The 19,585-nt window shown below is 34.3% G+C and carries 18 protein-coding genes and 1 pseudogene; 15 read left to right on the forward strand and 4 right to left on the reverse strand.

Annotation, left to right across the window (positions count from 1 at the left end):
* Window positions 1-210: 210 nt before the first annotated feature.
* The 5 genes from AC3WTI_RS00555 to AC3WTI_RS00575 all read left to right on the forward strand — a co-directional run bounded on the left by AC3WTI_RS00555 (window position 211) and on the right by AC3WTI_RS00575 (window position 5,638).
* Window positions 211-903, forward strand: coding sequence for an FMN-dependent NADH-azoreductase (locus tag AC3WTI_RS00555; RefSeq protein ID WP_087959493.1), 693 nt, complete (start codon window positions 211-213; stop codon window positions 901-903).
* A gap of 235 nt (window positions 904-1,138) precedes the next feature.
* On the forward strand, window positions 1,139-2,497 hold the full coding sequence (gene brnQ, locus AC3WTI_RS00560; protein ID WP_097841836.1) for a branched-chain amino acid transport system II carrier protein: 1,359 nt from the start codon (window positions 1,139-1,141) through the stop codon (window positions 2,495-2,497).
* An 83-nt stretch (window positions 2,498-2,580) separates the two neighbouring features.
* Complete coding sequence (locus tag AC3WTI_RS00565; RefSeq protein ID WP_000750833.1) at window positions 2,581-3,000, forward strand: VOC family protein; 420 nt, start codon at window positions 2,581-2,583, stop codon at window positions 2,998-3,000.
* 333 nt (window positions 3,001-3,333) lie between these two features.
* On the forward strand, window positions 3,334-4,983 hold the full coding sequence (locus tag AC3WTI_RS00570; protein ID WP_142305918.1) for a copper resistance CopC/CopD family protein: 1,650 nt from the start codon (window positions 3,334-3,336) through the stop codon (window positions 4,981-4,983).
* A gap of 34 nt (window positions 4,984-5,017) precedes the next feature.
* The gene (locus AC3WTI_RS00575; RefSeq protein WP_087959495.1) at window positions 5,018-5,638 is read left to right on the forward strand and encodes a YcnI family copper-binding membrane protein; all 621 of its coding nucleotides are present in this window, start codon (window positions 5,018-5,020) and stop codon (window positions 5,636-5,638) included.
* Window positions 5,639-5,714: 76 nt separating this feature from the next.
* Here the strand turns inward: AC3WTI_RS00575 and AC3WTI_RS00580 are convergent.
* Both AC3WTI_RS00580 and AC3WTI_RS00585 read right to left on the reverse strand, forming a co-directional pair.
* Window positions 5,715-6,492: pseudogene (locus tag AC3WTI_RS00580) on the reverse strand (alpha/beta fold hydrolase).
* Window positions 6,493-6,615: 123 nt separating this feature from the next.
* Window positions 6,616-7,521 carry a DMT family transporter gene (locus AC3WTI_RS00585; protein ID WP_087959497.1) on the reverse strand — a complete coding sequence of 302 codons (906 nt, stop codon included), beginning with the start codon at window positions 7,519-7,521 and terminating at the stop codon, window positions 6,616-6,618.
* A gap of 97 nt (window positions 7,522-7,618) precedes the next feature.
* Here AC3WTI_RS00585 and AC3WTI_RS00590 point away from each other — a divergent pair, with 97 nt between their 5' ends.
* The 4 genes from AC3WTI_RS00590 (at window position 7,619) to AC3WTI_RS00605 (ending at window position 10,575) form a co-directional block, all read left to right on the forward strand.
* A complete protein-coding gene (locus tag AC3WTI_RS00590) occupies window positions 7,619-8,488 on the forward strand; it encodes a LysR family transcriptional regulator (protein ID WP_097841837.1) in 870 nt (289 codons plus the stop codon).
* Window positions 8,489-8,608: 120 nt separating this feature from the next.
* Complete coding sequence (locus tag AC3WTI_RS00595) at window positions 8,609-9,040, forward strand: Rrf2 family transcriptional regulator (RefSeq protein ID WP_087959499.1); 432 nt, start codon at window positions 8,609-8,611, stop codon at window positions 9,038-9,040.
* 71 nt (window positions 9,041-9,111) lie between these two features.
* Complete coding sequence (locus tag AC3WTI_RS00600; RefSeq protein WP_087959500.1) at window positions 9,112-9,762, forward strand: DsbA family oxidoreductase; 651 nt, start codon at window positions 9,112-9,114, stop codon at window positions 9,760-9,762.
* Between the two features lie 210 nt (window positions 9,763-9,972).
* The gene (locus tag AC3WTI_RS00605; RefSeq protein ID WP_087959501.1) at window positions 9,973-10,575 is read left to right on the forward strand and encodes a nitroreductase family protein; all 603 of its coding nucleotides are present in this window, start codon (window positions 9,973-9,975) and stop codon (window positions 10,573-10,575) included.
* 145 nt (window positions 10,576-10,720) lie between these two features.
* Here AC3WTI_RS00605 and AC3WTI_RS00610 read toward each other — a convergent pair whose 3' ends face one another.
* A complete protein-coding gene (locus AC3WTI_RS00610; RefSeq protein ID WP_097841838.1) occupies window positions 10,721-11,137 on the reverse strand; it encodes a GNAT family N-acetyltransferase in 417 nt (138 codons plus the stop codon).
* A 178-nt stretch (window positions 11,138-11,315) separates the two neighbouring features.
* Here AC3WTI_RS00610 and AC3WTI_RS00615 point away from each other — a divergent pair, with 178 nt between their 5' ends.
* From AC3WTI_RS00615 to AC3WTI_RS00625, 3 genes are all read left to right on the forward strand, one after another.
* Window positions 11,316-11,447, forward strand: coding sequence for a hypothetical protein (locus AC3WTI_RS00615; RefSeq protein WP_048527332.1), 132 nt, complete (start codon window positions 11,316-11,318; stop codon window positions 11,445-11,447).
* A 109-nt stretch (window positions 11,448-11,556) separates the two neighbouring features.
* On the forward strand, window positions 11,557-13,167 hold the full coding sequence (locus AC3WTI_RS00620; protein ID WP_097841839.1) for an amidase family protein: 1,611 nt from the start codon (window positions 11,557-11,559) through the stop codon (window positions 13,165-13,167).
* A gap of 176 nt (window positions 13,168-13,343) precedes the next feature.
* Window positions 13,344-14,357, forward strand: a complete 1,014-nt coding sequence (locus tag AC3WTI_RS00625; RefSeq protein ID WP_097841840.1) for an AI-2E family transporter — start codon at window positions 13,344-13,346, stop codon at window positions 14,355-14,357.
* A gap of 56 nt (window positions 14,358-14,413) precedes the next feature.
* On the opposite strand, the gene AC3WTI_RS00630 is transcribed toward AC3WTI_RS00625, so the two are convergent.
* Complete coding sequence (locus tag AC3WTI_RS00630) at window positions 14,414-15,358, reverse strand: L-lactate dehydrogenase (RefSeq protein ID WP_016088332.1); 945 nt, start codon at window positions 15,356-15,358, stop codon at window positions 14,414-14,416.
* Window positions 15,359-15,559: 201 nt separating this feature from the next.
* On the opposite strand from AC3WTI_RS00630, the gene AC3WTI_RS00635 reads away from it, so the two are divergent.
* The 3 genes from AC3WTI_RS00635 to AC3WTI_RS00645 all read left to right on the forward strand — a co-directional run bounded on the left by AC3WTI_RS00635 (window position 15,560) and on the right by AC3WTI_RS00645 (window position 19,520).
* The gene (locus AC3WTI_RS00635) at window positions 15,560-16,996 is read left to right on the forward strand and encodes a flavin monoamine oxidase family protein (RefSeq protein ID WP_097841841.1); all 1,437 of its coding nucleotides are present in this window, start codon (window positions 15,560-15,562) and stop codon (window positions 16,994-16,996) included.
* 103 nt (window positions 16,997-17,099) lie between these two features.
* Window positions 17,100-18,017, forward strand: a complete 918-nt coding sequence (locus AC3WTI_RS00640) for a CobW family GTP-binding protein (RefSeq protein ID WP_087959506.1) — start codon at window positions 17,100-17,102, stop codon at window positions 18,015-18,017.
* A gap of 285 nt (window positions 18,018-18,302) precedes the next feature.
* A complete protein-coding gene (locus AC3WTI_RS00645) occupies window positions 18,303-19,520 on the forward strand; it encodes a substrate-binding domain-containing protein (RefSeq protein WP_097841842.1) in 1,218 nt (405 codons plus the stop codon).
* Window positions 19,521-19,585: the final 65 nt, after the last annotated feature.

Raw genomic sequence — 19,585 nt, forward strand, 5'->3', positions numbered from 1 at the left:
TGTAGTTATTATTTTTAATTCGAGATATTATTTTTTATTTAAAGTTACTTGACTAAAGTAAGTTAGTGTATTACAATCACTTACATAAGGTAATTAAATAACAAAAAGTTTTAAGTGTTTTACTTAAGGTATCAATTGGAACTTTTTATTAGAATAAGAATTTTTATGATGATAAATAATGAATATGACAAGAAAGCTTAGGTGAAGAAAATGGGATTATTTAGCTCATTATTTGGTAAAAAAGAAGAAAATACAAAAGTAGAGGGGAATAAAACAATGTCAAAAGTATTATTTGTGAAAGCAAACGATCGTCCAGCGGAGCAAGCAGTTAGTTCAAGAATGTATGAAACATTTGTAAGTGCTTATAAAGAAGCGAATCCAAATACAGAAATTACGGAGTTAGATTTATTTGCATTAGATCTTCCGTATTACGGAAATATCGCTATTTCAGGTGGATATAAACGTAGTCAAGGAATGGAGTTAACAGCAGAAGAAGAGAAGGCTGTAGCAACGGTAGATCAATATTTAAATCAGTTTTTAGAAGCTGATAAAGTTGTATTTGCGTTCCCATTATGGAACTTCACAGTACCAGCGCCATTAATCACATATATTTCATACTTATCTCAAGCTGGAAAAACATTTAAATATACAGCAAATGGCCCAGTAGGTTTAGCTGGTGATAAGAAAGTCGTTGTATTAGGTGCGCGTGGTTCAGATTACTCTTCAGAGCAAATGGCTCCTATGGAAATGGCCGTTAATTATGTAACGAATGTACTTGGGTTCTGGGGAATTACAAATCCAGAGACTGTTGTAATTGAAGGGCACAATCAATATCCAGATCGTTCACAACAAATTGTTGAAGAAGGTTTAGAGAACGTTAAAAAAGTAGCGTCTAAATTTTAATTGATAATAAATGTAAAAAACCAACATGAATGACCATGTTGGTTTTTTAGTCTATTTCTATGTTAAAAAATGTATATTTATAAAATAAATGAAAAGTTTGAAAATAGTATTGCAAAATATTATATAGCAAACTATAATGAGGTCAAGAATAGTTGATAGTTGAATTAAAAATTCAGAAAATTCAATTAGTTAAAAATGGAAAATGAGATAAGGAAATTTGAATGGGGGTTATATTATGGCGAATAAAGTACCGTTTTCGTTCATAGTAGTTATTGGATTAATGTTATTTGCACTATTTTTTGGGGCAGGAAATTTAATATTCCCGGCAATGTTAGGGCAATCGGCAGGAGAGAATGTATGGATTGCAAACGCTGGATTTTTAGTAACAGGTGTAGGGTTACCATTACTAGGTGTACTAGCATTTGGTTTTTCGGGTAAAGATGATTTACAGTCATTAGCAAGTCGTGCTCACCCAGTGTTCGGGATTGTGTTTACAACAGTTTTATACTTAGCGATTGGTCCGTTATTTGCAATACCAAGAACAGGAAATGTTTCTTATGAAATTGGTCTTAAACCGTTTATGCCAGAAGGATTAGGTTCTACACCTTTAATTCTTTTCACAATTGTTTTCTTTAGCATCACTTGTTTTTTTTCGCTAAATCCTGCGAAAATTGTCGATATTGTTGGGAAAATCTTAACGCCAATTAAGTTAACTTTCATTGGTATTTTAGTAATCGTTGCTTTTATACATCCGATTGGAGATATGCAAGCACCAGTGGAAGCTTATACATCACATGCATTCTTTAAAGGATTCCAAGAAGGATACTTAACAATGGACACACTTGCATCATTCGTATTTGGAATTATTATCATTAATGCAATTAAAGAAAAAGGTGCAAAAACGAAAACACAAATTATGGTCGTTTGTGCAAAAGCAACAATCATTGCAGCATCTATTTTAGCAATTATCTATACAGCTCTTTCTTATATGGGTGCTTCAAGTGTTGCAAAGCTTGGACATTTAGAGAACGGTGGAGAAGTATTAGCGAAAGTTTCTAACTACTATTTTGGATCATATGGCGGAGTATTATTAGGATTAATGATTACAGTAGCTTGTTTAACAACTAGTGTGGGACTTGTATCAGCATGTTCTTCATTCTTCCATAAGTTATTCCCAAATGTTCCTTACAAAGCAATTGCAATCACGTTATGTGTATTTAGTGCCATTGTTGCAAACGTAGGATTAACACAATTAATCGCAGTTTCTGTTCCAGTATTAACAGCAATTTATCCACTAGCCATTGTATTGATTTTCTTAACATTCTTCCATTCATTATTCAAAGGAAGAGCTGAAGTTTATCAAGTGAGCTTAATCGTAACATTTATCATCAGCTTATTCGATGGATTAAGTGCAGCTGGAGTTAACATTGAAGTAGTAAGCCAAGTGTTCACTAAATTCCTTCCGATGCAAGAAGTAGGATTAGGATGGATCTTACCAGCGATTATCGGTGGATTTATCGGATACGGCATTAGCATTATGAAAGTAAAAAATCAAGTTCAACCAACAGCTAGTGCAAATAAGAAAATAGGTTAAATAAAAAAGTTATAGAATTTGATTCTATAACTTTTTTTGTTACTATTGATAAGGATAGAAAATAAAGTAGTAGGGGAAATAAAATGAAAAAAACAATTGATCATATCGGCATCGCAGTTCGAGATATAGATAGCACGATACGTTTTTATGAAAAGGTATTGTTAGGAACTTTAATAGATCGTTACGTAAGTGAAGCTCCTGGTGTGGAAAGCGAAGTAGCCATTCTTGAAGTGGATGGGGATAGAATTGAATTACTTGCACCGACGAATAATACGACTTCACCAATTGCCCGATTTATAAAGCAAAAAGGTAAAGGTGTTCATCACGTTGCATATCGTGTCGATGATTTAGATGTAGCATTAGAAGAGTTAAAAGAACAAGGCATTCGAACGTTAGAGCATACACTTCGAATTAATAAGCACGGTAGAAGATTAATATATCTTAACCCAGCGGATACAGAGGGAACAATCATTGAGTATTGTGATTATCCGGAAGAGAAATAAAGAAATTTTATGATGGAAGAAAGGTATTACATAAAAACGTAATACCTTTTTTTATTTATGTATTTCACACTTTCTTCACAAATGATTCACGATAACTTTTCTTCTTCAGGAACTTACATAAATATATTTTATGATATAATAACAATCAGCTTTAAAAATGTAAGTTATATCACTGAAGGTAGTTACTATTGTATTAGAAGTTTAGAGGTGAGGGAGAAATAAAGAGTTATATTGTATAGAAATTTATATTTAATCAGGTTAATATTTCGCCGGAGAATTGAACTTGGGAAGTTAAAGGAATGAAAATATAGTGATGTGGAAGAAAGAAGTGAAATGAGAGTGAAAGTAATGAGAAGGTTAGGGGCATGGTTATTAATTGCATGTGTGCTTATTATATTGATACCAAAAAGTGCATCTGCTCATGCGTACATTGTGAAATCAAACCCTGCTGAAAATGAAACAATGAAGAAAGCGCCAGCTGTTGTGAAAATTGAATTCGATGAGGATATACAAGTTTCGCATTTTAATACATTGTATGTAAGAGATACATCAGGTACAAGAGTAGATTTAAAAGATGCTCATATTGATAAGAAAAATAAAAAATTATTAGAAGCAGGGTTGAAAGAAAACTTGAAAAAAGGACTCTACTCTATTCAGTGGAAAGTGATTTCTGCTGACGGGCATCCAATTCAAGGAGTTATTCCGTTCCGAATTGGGGAAGCGGAAGCGGGAGCAGACGATATACAAGTAGAAGAGATGGGATATGTCCCACAAATAGATATGATTATGGAACGTGGAGTTTTATATACAAGTTTCTCGCTATTTATAGGAGTGCTATTCTTTAATCTGATTATGTATAAAGGGAATGCAACCTCGGTTCGATCAAGAAGTGAAAAAATAATATGGATCTCATTAATTGGCATATTCATTAGTTTACTATTCAATCTACCATTGCAAGCGAAAATAAATGCTGATGTTTCATGGCTAGAAGCATTCAATCCTTTACTATTAAAAGAAACATTGCAGCTCTCTGTTTTTGGATATGTATGGATTACTCAAATGGTTCTTATTGGTTCGCTTATAATTGTTACGTATTTTGCGATGAAGTGTGAGAAGCTGTCGTCGTTTAAAGTATGGAGCATTCCGATAGTATTGTTTATTGGGATACTTGTTATGAAAGCATTTAATAGTCATGCATATGGTTTAAAGTTTAAAGACATTGCTGTCGTTATGGATTTTCTACATTTATTCGCAGCTTCATTATGGGTTGGTGGTCTATCATCCATTATTCTTCTTTTACGTAAAGAGGATGACAAGTGGAGTGAGTATTGGGATATGATTAAGCGTTTTTCGCCGTGGGCAACAGGTGCTGTCATTGTGATCTTAATAACTGGTCTTTTTAACAGTACATTCTTTATTCCAACAATCCACTCGTTATTTGATACGAAGTATGGATTAGCTTTATTAGCAAAGATACTTTTATTCATTTTCATGGGGATATTGGGAATTGTTCATTATGTGAAAGGGAAAATGAGAGCAGAGCAAGGATTAGGCGCTACGGTGAAAATAGAGTTTATCATTGGAATTATCATTTTCATAATCGTAGCTTTTATGACGAACGTACAAACACCACCGATGCCTCCTACCGGACCTTTTACAGAGAGTAAACAATTAGATAATGGATATGAACTTACTTTACATGTAAGTCCTAATAAAGTAGGACAAAATACATTCCATATTACTTTAAAGGATGAGAATGGACAACCTGTTACCGATATGGAGCAAATTATTTTAACTACGCAATCATTAGATATGAATATGGGAAAAGGGTCATTTAAAGTTTCCGCTGTTTCACCAGGAGAATATGAAGCGGAAGGTATGTATATTAACATGACAGGAAACTGGAATATACAAGTGCACGGATTAACAAAATCTCTTGATAGCTTTGATACGGATTATAAATTTATAGTAGGCGGCAGATAAAGAGAAGATATAGATAAAAAGGAGCTAATAGAAAATGAAACGTATAAAAAATTTTGGCACAACAATGATCGCAACAATGATTGCAATGGGAATTTTTTCATCACCTGTTAGTGCGCACGTCACTGTGAAGCCAGCAACTTCGGACGTCAACTCTTGGGAGACTTACACGATAAAAGTACCAGTTGAAAAGAATGTAGCAACGACAAAGGTTACACTGAAAATACCGTCTGAAGTGGAGTTCCAACAGTATGAACCAGTGCCAGGATGGAAAGTGGCAGAGCAAAAAGATAATGCTGGAAAAGTCAAAACTGTAGTATGGGAAGCAACGGGAGAAGGGATTTTACCTGGTCAGTTCCAGCGATTTACTTTCGTCGCTAAAAATCCGGATAAAGAACAAAAAATAGCTTGGGATGCATATCAACAATATAAAGACGGAGAAATTGTTGAATGGACAGGCGATGAAAAAGCTGAAAAACCACATTCACTTACTACAATTGCAAAAGGTACGTCATTAACAGGAGAACATGGTGAAGTGTCTAGTGTAGAAAAGAACGAAGGTACTAGTAATATGCAAGTGATAGTGATTGTTTTATCCATTTTAGCGATTGTATCGTCGGTAGGAGCGTGTGTTTTTGTCGTACGTCGTAAAAGATAAGTAAGGTTGAAAGGTCTCATAGAAAATAATGAGACCTTTTTTATTAGGTCTTTGGATTAGTAATAATGTATGGAATCTAATTGACGATTATTAAGTTTTCCGGCAGGATATCATGTTCGATCCAGTTTTCAATTATAGTATTAAATAGAATGGGATTGGCTAAAGAGATTCCATGACCAATTTCAGGAATGATAATACCTGTGCAATTCGTATTATTTGCAAGGATTTCATTCATCGAGTCTTTCATAATTCTTTTTTCTTTGTCTCCAACAGTTACTAATATATTACTACTAGCATCCTTGAAACCTTTTGGTATTGTAAACGACATGTTTTCTTCTAATATCCTTACAAATGTATTTTTACTTATTTGACAACTGTCATGATAATAGTTATCAAATTGTGTTTCATCTATGTACATTGATTTTGCTTGTATTTTGGAGAATGCCTTACACTTTACTAGGAAGTAGGTTAAGCCAAGGGAGTTACTTACTATTTTAGCGAAAGGAATTGGTTTAACTAATGCGCTATTGATCATAGCATATTGAATTAAGTTTGGTTTCATGCTGAGCATAGCAATTAATACTTGAGCGCCTAATGAAAATCCAATTACTATAACAGTTTTACCTTGTCCTTTTTTTTCAATTAGTTCTATGATTTTTTCAGCACTAAAGTTTACTGAGAAATGATCTTTATTTCTATTTTTGCCTTGCTCAAGTAAATCAGGAACAAGGCAGTGAAAGTTAGTAAAATGTTTAATTTGTTTGTCCCACATCCATCCACCGACTCCGTCCCCCATGAATAAAAACCATAAGTGGAGAGCTTGAATCTCCAAATTCTTTATATAGTAAAGTCATATAATTTCCCCCTTATGATTAGAATTGTTAATTCATCCATGTATAGTAGAGGTAATATTCTTACTACTTGAATATCATCATACAATAAAAAAGAGCCTACAAACAGTAAGCTCTTTCCCATATTTATTTCACTTCAACTTGCTGCCTTACAGCAAGTGTTTTCGGTTTTATATTTACAAAACAAATACTCACAACAATAAATAATAGTCCGATGAATAAGCTAATGGTAATAGCCTCATGTAAGAAAATTGAACTTACAATAATAGCTATTAGTGGAATAAGAAATGTATAAGCCCCAACCTTACTTGCTTCACCAGCTCCAACAAGAGTAAAGTATGCAAGCCATCCCATTGCAATAACAAAGAACGAAATAAAGAGAAGTACGCTAACAAACGGTATACTCCAAGCGATACTAGACCAGCTTTCAAACTCTGAACCAAATCCAATTAAACAAAGCCCGCCAATAATAAGCTGCAGTGTTACCATCCAAATAGCATTAACACGGTGCCCAGTTTTCTTAATAAATACTGTGCCAAGTGCCCAGCCAATCGCGCATCCTAACGCGAGAAGGATTCCGATAATAGAAATATGTCCAGTTAAACTACTAGAGCTAATAACACCTACGCCAATAAATCCAAGAACAAGCCCGAAAATTTTTAAGGCGTACATAGATTCTTCAAGCCAAATCCATGAGAAGATGCCGAGTAAAACAGGTTGTAGAAATACGATGGCGGAAAATAGCCCAGCAGGCATATATTGAAGGCCGACAGTTTGTAATCCGTAAAATATAATGATGTTAAGTAAAGAAGAAATAACGTATAAATGCCAAGTTTCTTTTAAGTGTAACTCTTTGTATTTCGGTATTGCGAACAAGAGTAAAATGAATCCTCCAATTAAAGTTCGAACACCTGCAAATAAAACGGGTGGTGTATAATGCAGGGCAAACTTAGATAAAGGCCAATTGATTCCCCACATGAAAACGAGAAAGGTAAGAATTATGGCCGTCTTAGTTCGAGAAAGCTGTGTCACGGTAAGACCTCCTTGTTGTTATTCATTTCACTATGATATGATATCGACTGTAATAAATAAAATGAATCTTTTTTATGGGGAGTATAAGTGATTAGTTATGACCATTACACAACTGCAAGTACTAATAAAAACTTTTGAGTTAGGTAGTTTTACGAAGGCGGCCCGGGTGTTAAATATGACGCAGCCAGCTGTAAGTCATGCCATTTCAAGTATTGAGTCAGAATTAGGAGTTACGATTCTTATACGTGATAAACGAAAAGGGCTAATCGTTACGGATGTAGGAAACAGAATTCTTGTACATATTAGAGAGATTCTGAACGGTGTAGAGAAGATTGAACAAGAAGTTGCGATGGAGAAAGGGCACGAAGTTGGGACGATTCGAATTGGGAGTTTTCCGAGTGCTTCTGCACATTTCTTACCGAAAATGATAAACCATTTTAAGGAGAAATATCCGAACTTAGAGGTCGTTCTTTGCGAAGGAACGATTCAAGAAGTGGAAGGTTGGTTAGTATCGAGGGTTGTTGATATAGGAATTGTTATTTTGCCTAATAAAGAGATGGAGATTGTTCCATTAACGAAAGGAAAAATGGTTGTTATCTTAAGAGAGGATCATCCTCTTTGTAAGAAGGACTCTATTACAATTAGTGATTTAGAGAATGAACCGATCATATTATGTAAGGGCGGATACGAACCACCCATTATTGATATGTTTAAACAAGCCAACGTACCACTTCGGGCTGAGTATGTAATATCAACCGTTACTACAGCTTTAAATATGATTCAAGAAGGATTAGGTATTGCAATATTAGCAGAATTATCTTTAACAAATTTACCACAGAATGTGCAAACGAGAGAATTGGAACCACAAGTATGGAGAGAAATTGCTTTAGCTGTTCCTTCATTAAAGGATTCTTCAATCGCTGTGCAGCTATTTATTGAGGAATTTCAAGCGCTATTTGCAGAATAAAAAGTGGTGTCTCATATATCTTAATGGGACACTTTTTAATTTGCTTATAAAAAATCTATGAAAAGGATTGACTTATCTTTTTGTTGTAACTATAATGATTACATCGAGGTGGTGATCACGATGAAAATTAGTAGCCGCTTTTCTATAGCTGTTCATATTTTATCTATTTTGAAAAACAATCCATCTTCACTTTGTACTTCAGACTATATGGCTGAAAGTGTAAATACGAATCCAGTAGTCATTCGTAAAATCATGTCGTATTTGAAGCAAGCTGGATTTGTATATGTAAATCGCGGTCCAGGTGGTGCGGGATTATTAAAGGATTTACATGAAATCACATTGTTAGATGTGTATCATGCAGTGAATGTAGTGGAAGAAGACAAGTTATTTCATATTCACGAGCAACCGAATCCAGATTGTCCAATTGGAGCAAATATTCAAGCTGTATTAGAAGTTATATTAATACAAGCACAATCTGCGATGGAAGAAGTTTTGAGAAATATTACGATGGGGCAGTTGTTTGAAACTTTGCAAGAAAAAATGAATGTTTAAATCATATTTATATTTTTTTATCATTAATGTAACCAGATCGATTACAACAATAAAGGTAAGGTGTAAAAGTTATGACTGTAAAAATGAAAGTATACTCAGATTTTATATGTCCATTTTGTTTTTTAGCAAAAGGTCCATTAGACGAAGTAGCGAAAGAGAAAAATATAGAAATTGAATGGATGCCATTTGAATTACGTCCAAGTCCATATTCAAAAATAGATCCATGGAATGAGCCAGAAAAATTAGGCTCATGGGATGCTTTCATTCTTCCAACTGCGAAGAAGTTAGGAATTGATATGCGTTTGCCGCGTGTTTCTCCGCATCCATATACACATTTAGCTTTTGAAGGATGTCAATTTGCGAAAGAACGCGGACTTGGAAATGAGTATCATCACCGCGTATTCACAGCATTTTTCCAAGAAGAGCAAAACATTGAAGATATTGATGTTTTAACAAAATTAGCGATGGAAGTAGGTCTTCCTGAAGCCGAATTTAAAGATGCTTTAGTAACCCGTAAATATAAAGAGAAGCATCAAGAAGCAATTCAGCACGCATATGATGAAGCCAATATTATGGCTGTTCCAACTGTCATGATTGGAGATGAAGTCATTCAAGGACTTGCTAGTAAAGAAACGCTACAAAGAGTCATTGATAAAGAAATTGAAAAGGATAAAACAAATTCATTTGAAGGTATGCAGTGTAATACAGATGGATATTGCTAATTCACTTGTTATGAAATAACAAAATAAAGTGAAGCTTTAATCAGTGGGGGTTTTCTTCATCCCCCACTGATTATCAGCCCTCACCAATCGGACTTTTATGGGCAGTTGATCCCAAACCTAACTTCTTTGCTTTCGCTGAATTTTGAGGTGGGGGTCTTACTGCCCATTAAAGCGGGATAAATTATAAAACAAATATTTGGAGGAATAAAAATGTCAGCAACTACAACAAACTTAAAAGAAGCAATCGTGAACCGCCGTTCTATTCGTAAAGTAACAAAAAACGATGCAATTACGAAAGAAAGAATTGAAGAAGTTTTAAAAACAGCTTTACACGCACCAACATCTTTCAATATGCAAAGTGGTCGTATGGTTGTATTAATGGATGGAGAACATGAAAAGTTTTGGGATATTGTTAAAGAAACACTAAGAGCCCGCGTACCAGCAGAAAACTTTGAAGCGACTGTAGAAAGATTAAAAGGTTTCCATGCAGGTGTTGGGACTGTGTTATTCTTTGAAGATCAAGCAACAGTAGAAAAAATGCAAGAAAATGCACCATTATATAAAGATCAGTTCCCATTCTGGTCTCATCAAGGAAATGCAATGTTACAACATACTGTATGGATGTTATTATCAGCTGAAGGAATTGGTGCATCCCTGCAACACTACAATCCAATCGTAGACACTGAAGTGAAAGAAACTTGGAACATTCCAGCAGAGTGGAGCTTAGTAGGACAAATGCCATTTGGTGAGCCAAATGAACAACCAGGAGAAAGAACATTCTTACCTACTGAAGATGTAGTGAAATTTTATTAAGAAATTTAATATGTAAAGAGTGAAATAAAAGGAGAGTACAGCCATATATGTACTCTCCTTTCGTATGTAATAAACGTTTATTGCAAGAGAGTTACATTCATATGAATGTAATTCTTCCCTTACAATTAAAAATCTATTATGTTTATTATTTTGAAATGACCGTAAACATCCCCGTCATGTTTGGTGAGTAATCTTTAAAATCAAATTTCTCATAGAATGATTCTTTACCTTCTGCTGCAAACAAACCGACAAATGCCCTATCAGGGGCATTTTCATGTAAGTATGTAACTAAGCGATGCATGATTTCTTTCCCGATACCATGTTTCTGATAATTTGGGTGAACTACTATATCTTGAATATAGAAATAGATAGATCCGTCACCAACAATTCTCCCCATACCGATAATTTTTTCATTATCATTGACTGTGATGCAGTGGATAGAATTTTTTAGTGAAATATCTGCTACCTCAAAATTCATATAATCAGTCCATCCAACAGAATCACACAAGTATTTGTACTCTTCTAATGTTGGAATGTTATGTTTAAACTCATATGTTTTCAAAATATACCCTCCAAGCTCTTAAATTCAACAAGTATATACATTCGACATTTTTTTATCTTTTCCTCTTACGTAATTGCCCTTAGGTATTGAATTTCGTACAGTTTCCTTATTTGTATTAATTTATTAGGGTTTAGGGAAAAAATATTAGAAATAATGCAATAGAAAGGGAAGTGGAAAAATGAATGATGAGAAAAAATATACAGTAGTAGGTACTGATGTTGAGGAAGTAAAACGTTTAAATAAAGATTCAGGATTAACGTATAATCAAGTGAAGGAATTATTAGTGAAGCAAATGCAAAAAAAGAAGTAATGAAATTGAAATTCTTCATTTTTTCATTTAGCATTTTAATAAAAGAGAGTTATAAGGATAACTCTCTTTTTCAATACAATTGAGCAACTTTTAGAGTGGAGGAAACAACATGAAAAAGTGGGTAAAGATAACGTTATCGATTGCTGGAGGAATTGTCCTGTTGGCATGTGCCGGAGGATATTACTTGTATAAAAATTATTTTCCAAAGGAACCGGAGCGTATCGTATATGATAAAGATAGAGTGTTAAAACCGATACATAACCAGTTAAAAGGAATTAATATAGAAAATGTAAAGATAAAAGAAAAAGAAGTCGTAAATGCGACTGTAGATGAGCTTCAAAAAATGATTGATGATGGGAAATTATCATATGAAGAATTAACGAGTATATATCTTTTTAGAATACAAGAACATGACCAAAATGGAATATCATTAAATGCTGTTACAGAGATTAATCCAAATGCAATGGAAGAAGCGCGAAAGTTAGATAAAGAAAGATCTTTCAATAAAAAGTCGAACTTATACGGCATGCCGGTCATCGTAAAAGATAATGTACAAACGGAAAAGGTGATGCCGACAAGTGCAGGCACGTATGTGTTAAAAGATTGGATTGCTGATGAAGATGCGACGGTCGTGAAGAAGTTGAAAGAAGAAGGTGCTTTCGTTTTAGGAAAAGCGAATATGTCTGAGTGGGCAAATTATTTATCTTTTACAATGCCTAGCGGATATAGCGGGAAAAAAGGACAAAATTTGAATCCATACGGTCCGATTACGTTTGATACATCGGGATCAAGTTCTGGATCTGCTACAGTCGTTGCCGCAGATTTTTCACCACTTGCAATTGGGACGGAAACGACTGGGTCAATTGTAGCCCCCGCAGCGCAACAATCAATAGTTGGATTACGTCCATCACTAGGTATGGTGAGTAGATCAGGTATTATTCCGTTAGCTGAAACACTTGATACAGCAGGACCGATGGCAAAATCGGTGAAGGATGCGGCAACGTTATTTAACGTAATGGTAAGTTATGATGAAAAAGATGCTATGACAGAAAAAATGAAAGATCAAGAAACAATGGATTATACGAAGGACTTATCAATAGACGGATTAAAAGGGAAAAAAATAGGGGTTCTTTTTTCAATAGATCAACAAGATGAGAATAGAAAGGAAGTAGCAGAAAAGATAAGAAAAGACCTTCAAGATGCAGGTGCGATCTTGACTGATGATATTCAGTTAAACGCTGAGGGTGTGGATAATCTACAAACATTAGAATATGAATTCAAACATAATGTTAACGATTATCTTTCAAAGCAAAAAAATGCGCCGGTAAAATCGTTAGAAGAGATTATAGCGTTTAATAAAAAGGATAGCAATAGACGAATAAAATATGGACAAACATTAATTGAGGGATCTGAAAAATCTGCTATAACGAAAGATGAGTTTCAAAAAGTAGTGCAAACGAGTCAAGAAAATGCAAGAAAAGAGCTAGATAGATATTTAGTAGAAAAGGATTTGGATGCTTTAGTTATGATTAACAACGAAGAAGTTCTTCTATCCGCTGTAGCTGGCTATCCAGAATTAGCGGTGCCAGCAGGATATGATAACAATGGAGAACCAGTAGGTGCAGTGTTTGTCGGGAAGCAATTCGGTGAGAAAGAACTGTTCAATATAGGATATGCGTATGAGCAGCAGTCTAAAAATAGAAAATCACCAAAACTGTAAAAGATTAACGAAAAAAGAGTTCCGCTAAAATATGTTGATGGGCTAATACAAAAAGAATCTAACATTATAAAAAGAAAAAAAGGATTCTGCTCAATTAGTAAGAAAGATTGTCTATAGAAGTTCATAAAGTGTAATATATTCAATTTCCATCCATTGAAGGGGGAGGTTAAATTTTAATGAATGAAGTGAAAAATTTCTTTCGAAGTAGAGGGTTCCAACGGTTTCTCGTTTTAATAATAGTAGCGCTTATGTTATATGGACTAAAAAGTATGATCAATTTAATATTAATTACGTTTATACTGACTTTTTTAATGGATCGGTTTCAACGTTTTATTTCAAAGAAATTGAAAGTGAACCGGAAAATTGTTATCGCGTGTTTATATATCATATTAGTTACTTTTATCGGCACAACATTGTATAAATACTTACCTGTGCTAACGATACAAATTTCCCAATTGATATATCAGTTTAGGTTGTTTTTTCAAAATCCACCGGATAATGAGATCATTAAATATGCGCTTTCAACAATTAATGGAATGGAAGTATCAAAATATATAGAACAAGGTGTAGATGTCATCTATCAATCCATTGCAAATATAGGAAAAGTTAGTTTGCAAATACTACTCTCTCTTATTTTAAGTTTATTTTTCTTGTTAGAAAAAGAACGCATCATATCATTTACTTCAAAATTTAAAGATAGTAGTCTTAAGGTTTTCTATGAGGAGATTGCATATTTTGGTGAAAGGTTTGCAAGATCGTTCGGTAAAGTAATTGAAGCACAGTTTTTAATTGCAGTTGTCAATTGTGTACTCACTGTAATTGCACTTGTGATTTTAGGGTTTCCGCAGCTTCTTGTATTGGCTGTCATGGTCTTTCTACTCGGTTTGATTCCTGTTGCGGGTGTAATCATTTCCTTGTTCCCGCTATGTATTATTGCTTATAACGTAGGCGGAGTTATGTATGTTGTATACATACTTGTGTTCATTACAATAATCCATGCTCTTGAAAGTTATTTTTTAAACCCGAAGTTCATGTCTGCGAAAACGAATTTACCAATCTTTTATACATTTATGATTCTCATCTTTTCAGAGCATTTCCTTGGAATATGGGGGCTTATTATCGGGATACCAATCTTCATCTTCTTACTAGATGTACTGAATGTAAATAATGAGGAAACGATTAAAAAATAGAAAATAAACAAAAAAAGCAATCCAAAATAAATTGGATTGCTTTTTTACTATACATATTAAAGAACTGGGGCCATTGTTTCTTTCAATACTTGAACAGAGTGATCGAATTTTAATTCTTCTTCTTCACTTAATTCTACTTCTAAAATTTCACGAACACCGCCGCGATTTAAAACAGCAGGGACACCGATATAAACATCTTTTTGACCGTATTGGCCTTCTAAATATGCCGAAACAGTTAATACACTATTTTCATCGTTTAAAATGGCCTTAGTAACACGTAAAAGTGACATCCCGATACCGTAGTAAGTTGCACCTTTTCGCTCAATAATATGGTAAGCTGCATCACGAACGTTTATGAAGATTTTGTCTAAATCTTCTTGTGTGTATGTGTTGTCTTTATCAAGAAGTGTTTGTAGTTTTTGAATACCAACCGATACGTGACTCCAAACAGGAAGTTCCGTATCACCATGTTCTCCAATAATATAAGCATGAATGTTGTGTGGACCAATATTGAAGTACTCACCTAACATATAGCGGAAACGAGCAGAATCAAGTGTTGTACCAGAACCAATTACGCGTTCTTTTGGTAAACCAGATTCTTTCCAAGTTACGTAAGTTAGAATATCGACAGGGTTAGTTGCGATTAAGAAGATACCATCAAATCCGCTATCCATAATACTGCGAACGATTTGTTTAAAGATTTTTGCATTTTTCTCAACTAAATCTAAACGTGTTTCGCCTGGTTTTTGTGGTAATCCAGCCGTAATGACTACAAGATCCGCATCTTTACAATCTTCATAGCTGCCTTTCCATACTCTAGTTGGAGCTGGTGCAAAAGGAACAGCATGACTTAAATCCATTGCCTCTCCTTCAGCTTTCGCCTCGTTTACATCAACTAAAACAAACTCTTCAGCTACAGCTTGGTTAATCATGCAGTAAGCGTAACTACATCCAACCGCTCCTGTTCCTACTAATACAACTCGGTTAATACCTTTTTTCATTTCAAAATTCCTCGCAATTTCATTGATTTTATTATGTAAGATAATACGTCTTACTTCTATAGATTCATATCTAGTTTATTACATTTTATAAAAGATATTCAAGTAATTGAAAATGTATCCGTGCAATTTCTTGCATGAAACATAGGAATCAAGTTAACTGAATATAATGCAATAAAATCCTTTGTTGAAGGGGAAAAGGGTATGATGCAGCCATTAACGACGGAAAGAATGCTTCATATTATTAATGTGGGGCTCGTTAAAACGAAAAAACCAAAGCAAATTATTATTGTTGGTGCAGGAATTTCAGGGTTAGTTGCAGCATCGTTATTGAAAGAAGCAGGGCACAATATAACAATTTTAGAAGCGAACAACCGAATAGGCGGAAGAATATATACGATTCGTAAACCGTTTAGCAGAGGTTTATATTTCAATGCAGGGCCGATGCGAATTCCTGCAACACACGATTTAACTGTAGCTTACATTCGTAAGTTTAAGTTACCGTTAAATCCGTTTATAAATAAAACCGATTCAGATATTATTTATACAAATAATAGTAAGACGAGATTGAGCATATTCGAAAAAAATCCAAGTATACTTGGATACCCCATTTTAGAGAATGAAAAGGGAAAAACGGCAGAAGAGTTAATGTTAGTAGTATTAGAACCAATACTTAATTTTATAAAAAAAGATCCGAGCAAAAACTGGATTATCATTGAACAAAAGTATAAAGCATATTCGCTCGGCTCATTTTTAATTGAGTATTATTCAGATGGAGCAATCGATATGATCGGTGTACTTCTTGATATGGAAGCATATATGGGAATATCTTTAATTGAAGTATTACGTGAAATGATCTTTTTTACTTCAACGACAAAATATTATGAAATAACGGGCGGAATGGATACATTACCAAATTCATTTTTACCGGAGTTAAAAGATAATATTTTTATGTCTTATAAAGTAGAAAAAATTATACAGGAAGATGATAAAGTAATGCTACAAGGAAATCATGAGCAAACGTTAGAACAATTCACAATAACAAGTGATATTGCTATTATTACAATTCCATTTTCAGCGTTACGATTTGTAGAAATTCAGCCATATCATTTATTCTCTTATTTTAAAAGACGAGCAATTCGTGAGTTAAATTATATTGCTGCAACTAAAATTGCAATAGAGTTTAAAAGTAGATTCTGGGAGGAAGCGGGACAATGTGGCGGTAAATCTATTACAGATTTACCTATACGATTTACATATTATCCGAGTTATGGCATTCACACACCAGGAGCAGCCATTGTTTTAGCGAGTTATACGTGGGCAGATGAGGCATTAACATGGGATAGTCTCTCGCAAAGAGATCGTATTCGTTACGCATTAAAAAATTTAGCGGAAATATATGGTGACATCGTTTATAGTGAGTTTGTTACTGGAACATCTTTTAGCTGGAGTAAAAATCCGTATTCTTGCGGCGCATTTACAGCTTTTGAACCAGGTCAAGAGCTCGAGTTATTTCCGTATATTACACCACCATCTGGAAAAGTACACTTTGCAGGAGAGCATACGACATTAACACATGGGTGGATGCAAGGAGCAATAGAGTCAGGAATTAGAGTTGCGTATGAAGTAAACGAACGGTGAAGATATATTTACAAATGACTATTCTTTTAATAAAATAATAAATATAAATCGTAATTATTACGCTTTGAATTCGTTTGAAATAAAGAAATGGATGGTCGATTACATGAATAAAGTAGAAATTCATATATTAGGTGGCTTTTTAGGAAGTGGAAAATCAACATTATTACAAAATTTATTGTTAGCGGAGAAAAAGAAGAATAGAAAAGTCGCAGTATTAATGAATGAAATTGGTGAATACTCGGTAGATACAGATATTATTGGAAAAGAGAATGTTTTAAGAGAACTTCTGAAAGGATGTATTTGTTGTACGCTAAAAGAAGAGCTTGAAATACAGCTGCATTCGTTATATCAGCAAGAAAGACCAGATGTCATTTATATCGAAACGACAGGTGTTGCGCATCCAATTGAAGTGTTAGATGCATGTGTATCACCAATTTTAGCACCTTTCTTAGAAGTGAAATCAATTGTCGTTGTATTAGATGCAGTAAGGTGGTTAAATCGAAGTGTATTAAGTGCAAACGTTCAGCAATTATTGTATGAGCAACTGAAGTTTGGTAGCCACATTTTAATTAATAAAGCAGATTTACTAACAGATACGGATAAGAACAAAGTAATAGAAGAAGTGAAAGTGATAAATAATCATGCGAAATTGTTTGAAACAAAATATTGCAATATATCTTTAGAAGACATAGAAGAAGCTGAATTTACGAATGACGCGGAACATGAGACACTACATGTAAAACAGCATTTACATATACAAACGATGACGTATCAATTTACGAAATCGATTGATCAAGACAATTTATATGAATGGCTTTCAAATTTACCAGATAGTATTTATCGTGTAAAAGGATTTGTGAAATTCCATGGAGATAAATACCCACACCTATTCCAATATTCATTTGGGGTACCAACTTTACTGGAACAAGACTTCGGTTTCCCGACGAACTTAGTAGTAATAGGGGAAGGGCTAGATAAGAAACAATTGGCTGAAGGGTTAGAGAAAGTAGAAAATAATTAAGTGTTTTTTACATAGGCTACAATAATTGACTTAATAACTTAAGTTAATTATTGTAGTTTTTTCATGATTAATACTAAAACGAAACAGTATTTTAAATTAGAAAGTAGAATATATATTGATTGTATGTCCGTTTCCATTAAATAGGAAGGTGATTATAGATTTGTGCCGAATGTAGAGGATACTACAAGAGTTTTCCATTACCTACCTTATAGTTAGTCATGATTACGGGCAGGGGACTTTGGCGTGTTTGATTCTATCAGAAAGAAAAGTATGAGGAGGATCACAATGTCGATGAAAAAACGTAAATGGCTAAGAATGATGGCTACTGGTTGTGTTTTAGGCTCGTTATTAATAACGGCAGCTTGTTCAGGAAAGAAAACAAGTACAGAGGATGAAAAGACGATTAAGGTAGGAGTTCTTGCTTCCTTAACAGGTCCATTAGAATCGTATGGAAAACAAACAGTGAACGGATTTGAATTAGGGTTAGACTATGCAACGGGTGGAACTGGGAAAGTGGAAGGGAAGAAGATTAAGTTTGTTGTAGAAGATACAGAGACGAAAGCAGAGGTAGCGGTTAAAAAAGCTACAAAGTTATTAGAAGAAGAGAAAGTCGATTTTTTAGTTGGATCGTCTAGTTCGAGTGATACATTAGCAGTTTTACCACTAGCTGAAGAATATGAAAAAATAATGGTTGTAGAACCGGCAGTTGCTGATAGTATTACCGGAAAGAATTGGAATAAATATGTTTTTAGAACAGGAAGAAGCTCTTCGCAAGATGCGATTGCAGGAGCAGCTGCAATTGCAAAAAAAGATGTAAAGATTGCGACGTTTGCCCCAGATAATGCATTTGGCCGTGAAGGAATTGCGGCATTTAAAGCTGGAGCGAAGAAATTAGGTGCAAATATTGTAAACGAGCAATATGCTGATACAAATTCGACTGACTTCACTGCTAATATTCAAAATATCATTAGTTCAAAACCAGATTATTTATTTATCGTTTGGGCAGGGGCAAATTCACCTTGGAAACAGTTAAAAGATATGAATGTGGAGGCGCAAGGTATTAAAATTTCTACAGGTGCACCAGATATACCGGCATTAAAAACAATGGATGCGTTACTAGGAATGCAAGGTTTTTCTGTTTATTATCATACACTCCCGAAAAATAAGGTGAATGATTGGTTAGTGGAAGAACATAAAAAACGATTTAATGGTGCTGTGCCAGATTTATTTACAGCAGGTGGAATGTCAGCAGCAATTTCTATTGTAGAAGCTTTAAAGAAATCAAAAGGCGATACAGATGTAGATACGTTGATTAAGAAAATGGAAGGAATGGAATTTGATACACCGAAAGGAAAGATGAAGTTTAGAGAAAAGGATCATCAAGCGATGCAGACACTGTATTCCATCACATTGAAAAAGCAAGATGGTGTAGACTATCCTGTGCCAGTATTAGAGCGTGAATTAACGATGAAAGAGACAGAACCACCAGTTCAAAATAAATAGACTGAATTTTCTGTTGTTTTTGTATAAAGAGGGGAACCCCTCTTTATACGTATTTCTTTCATACT

It is taken from the genome of Bacillus sp. EB106-02-03-XG38 (assembly GCF_058792175.1).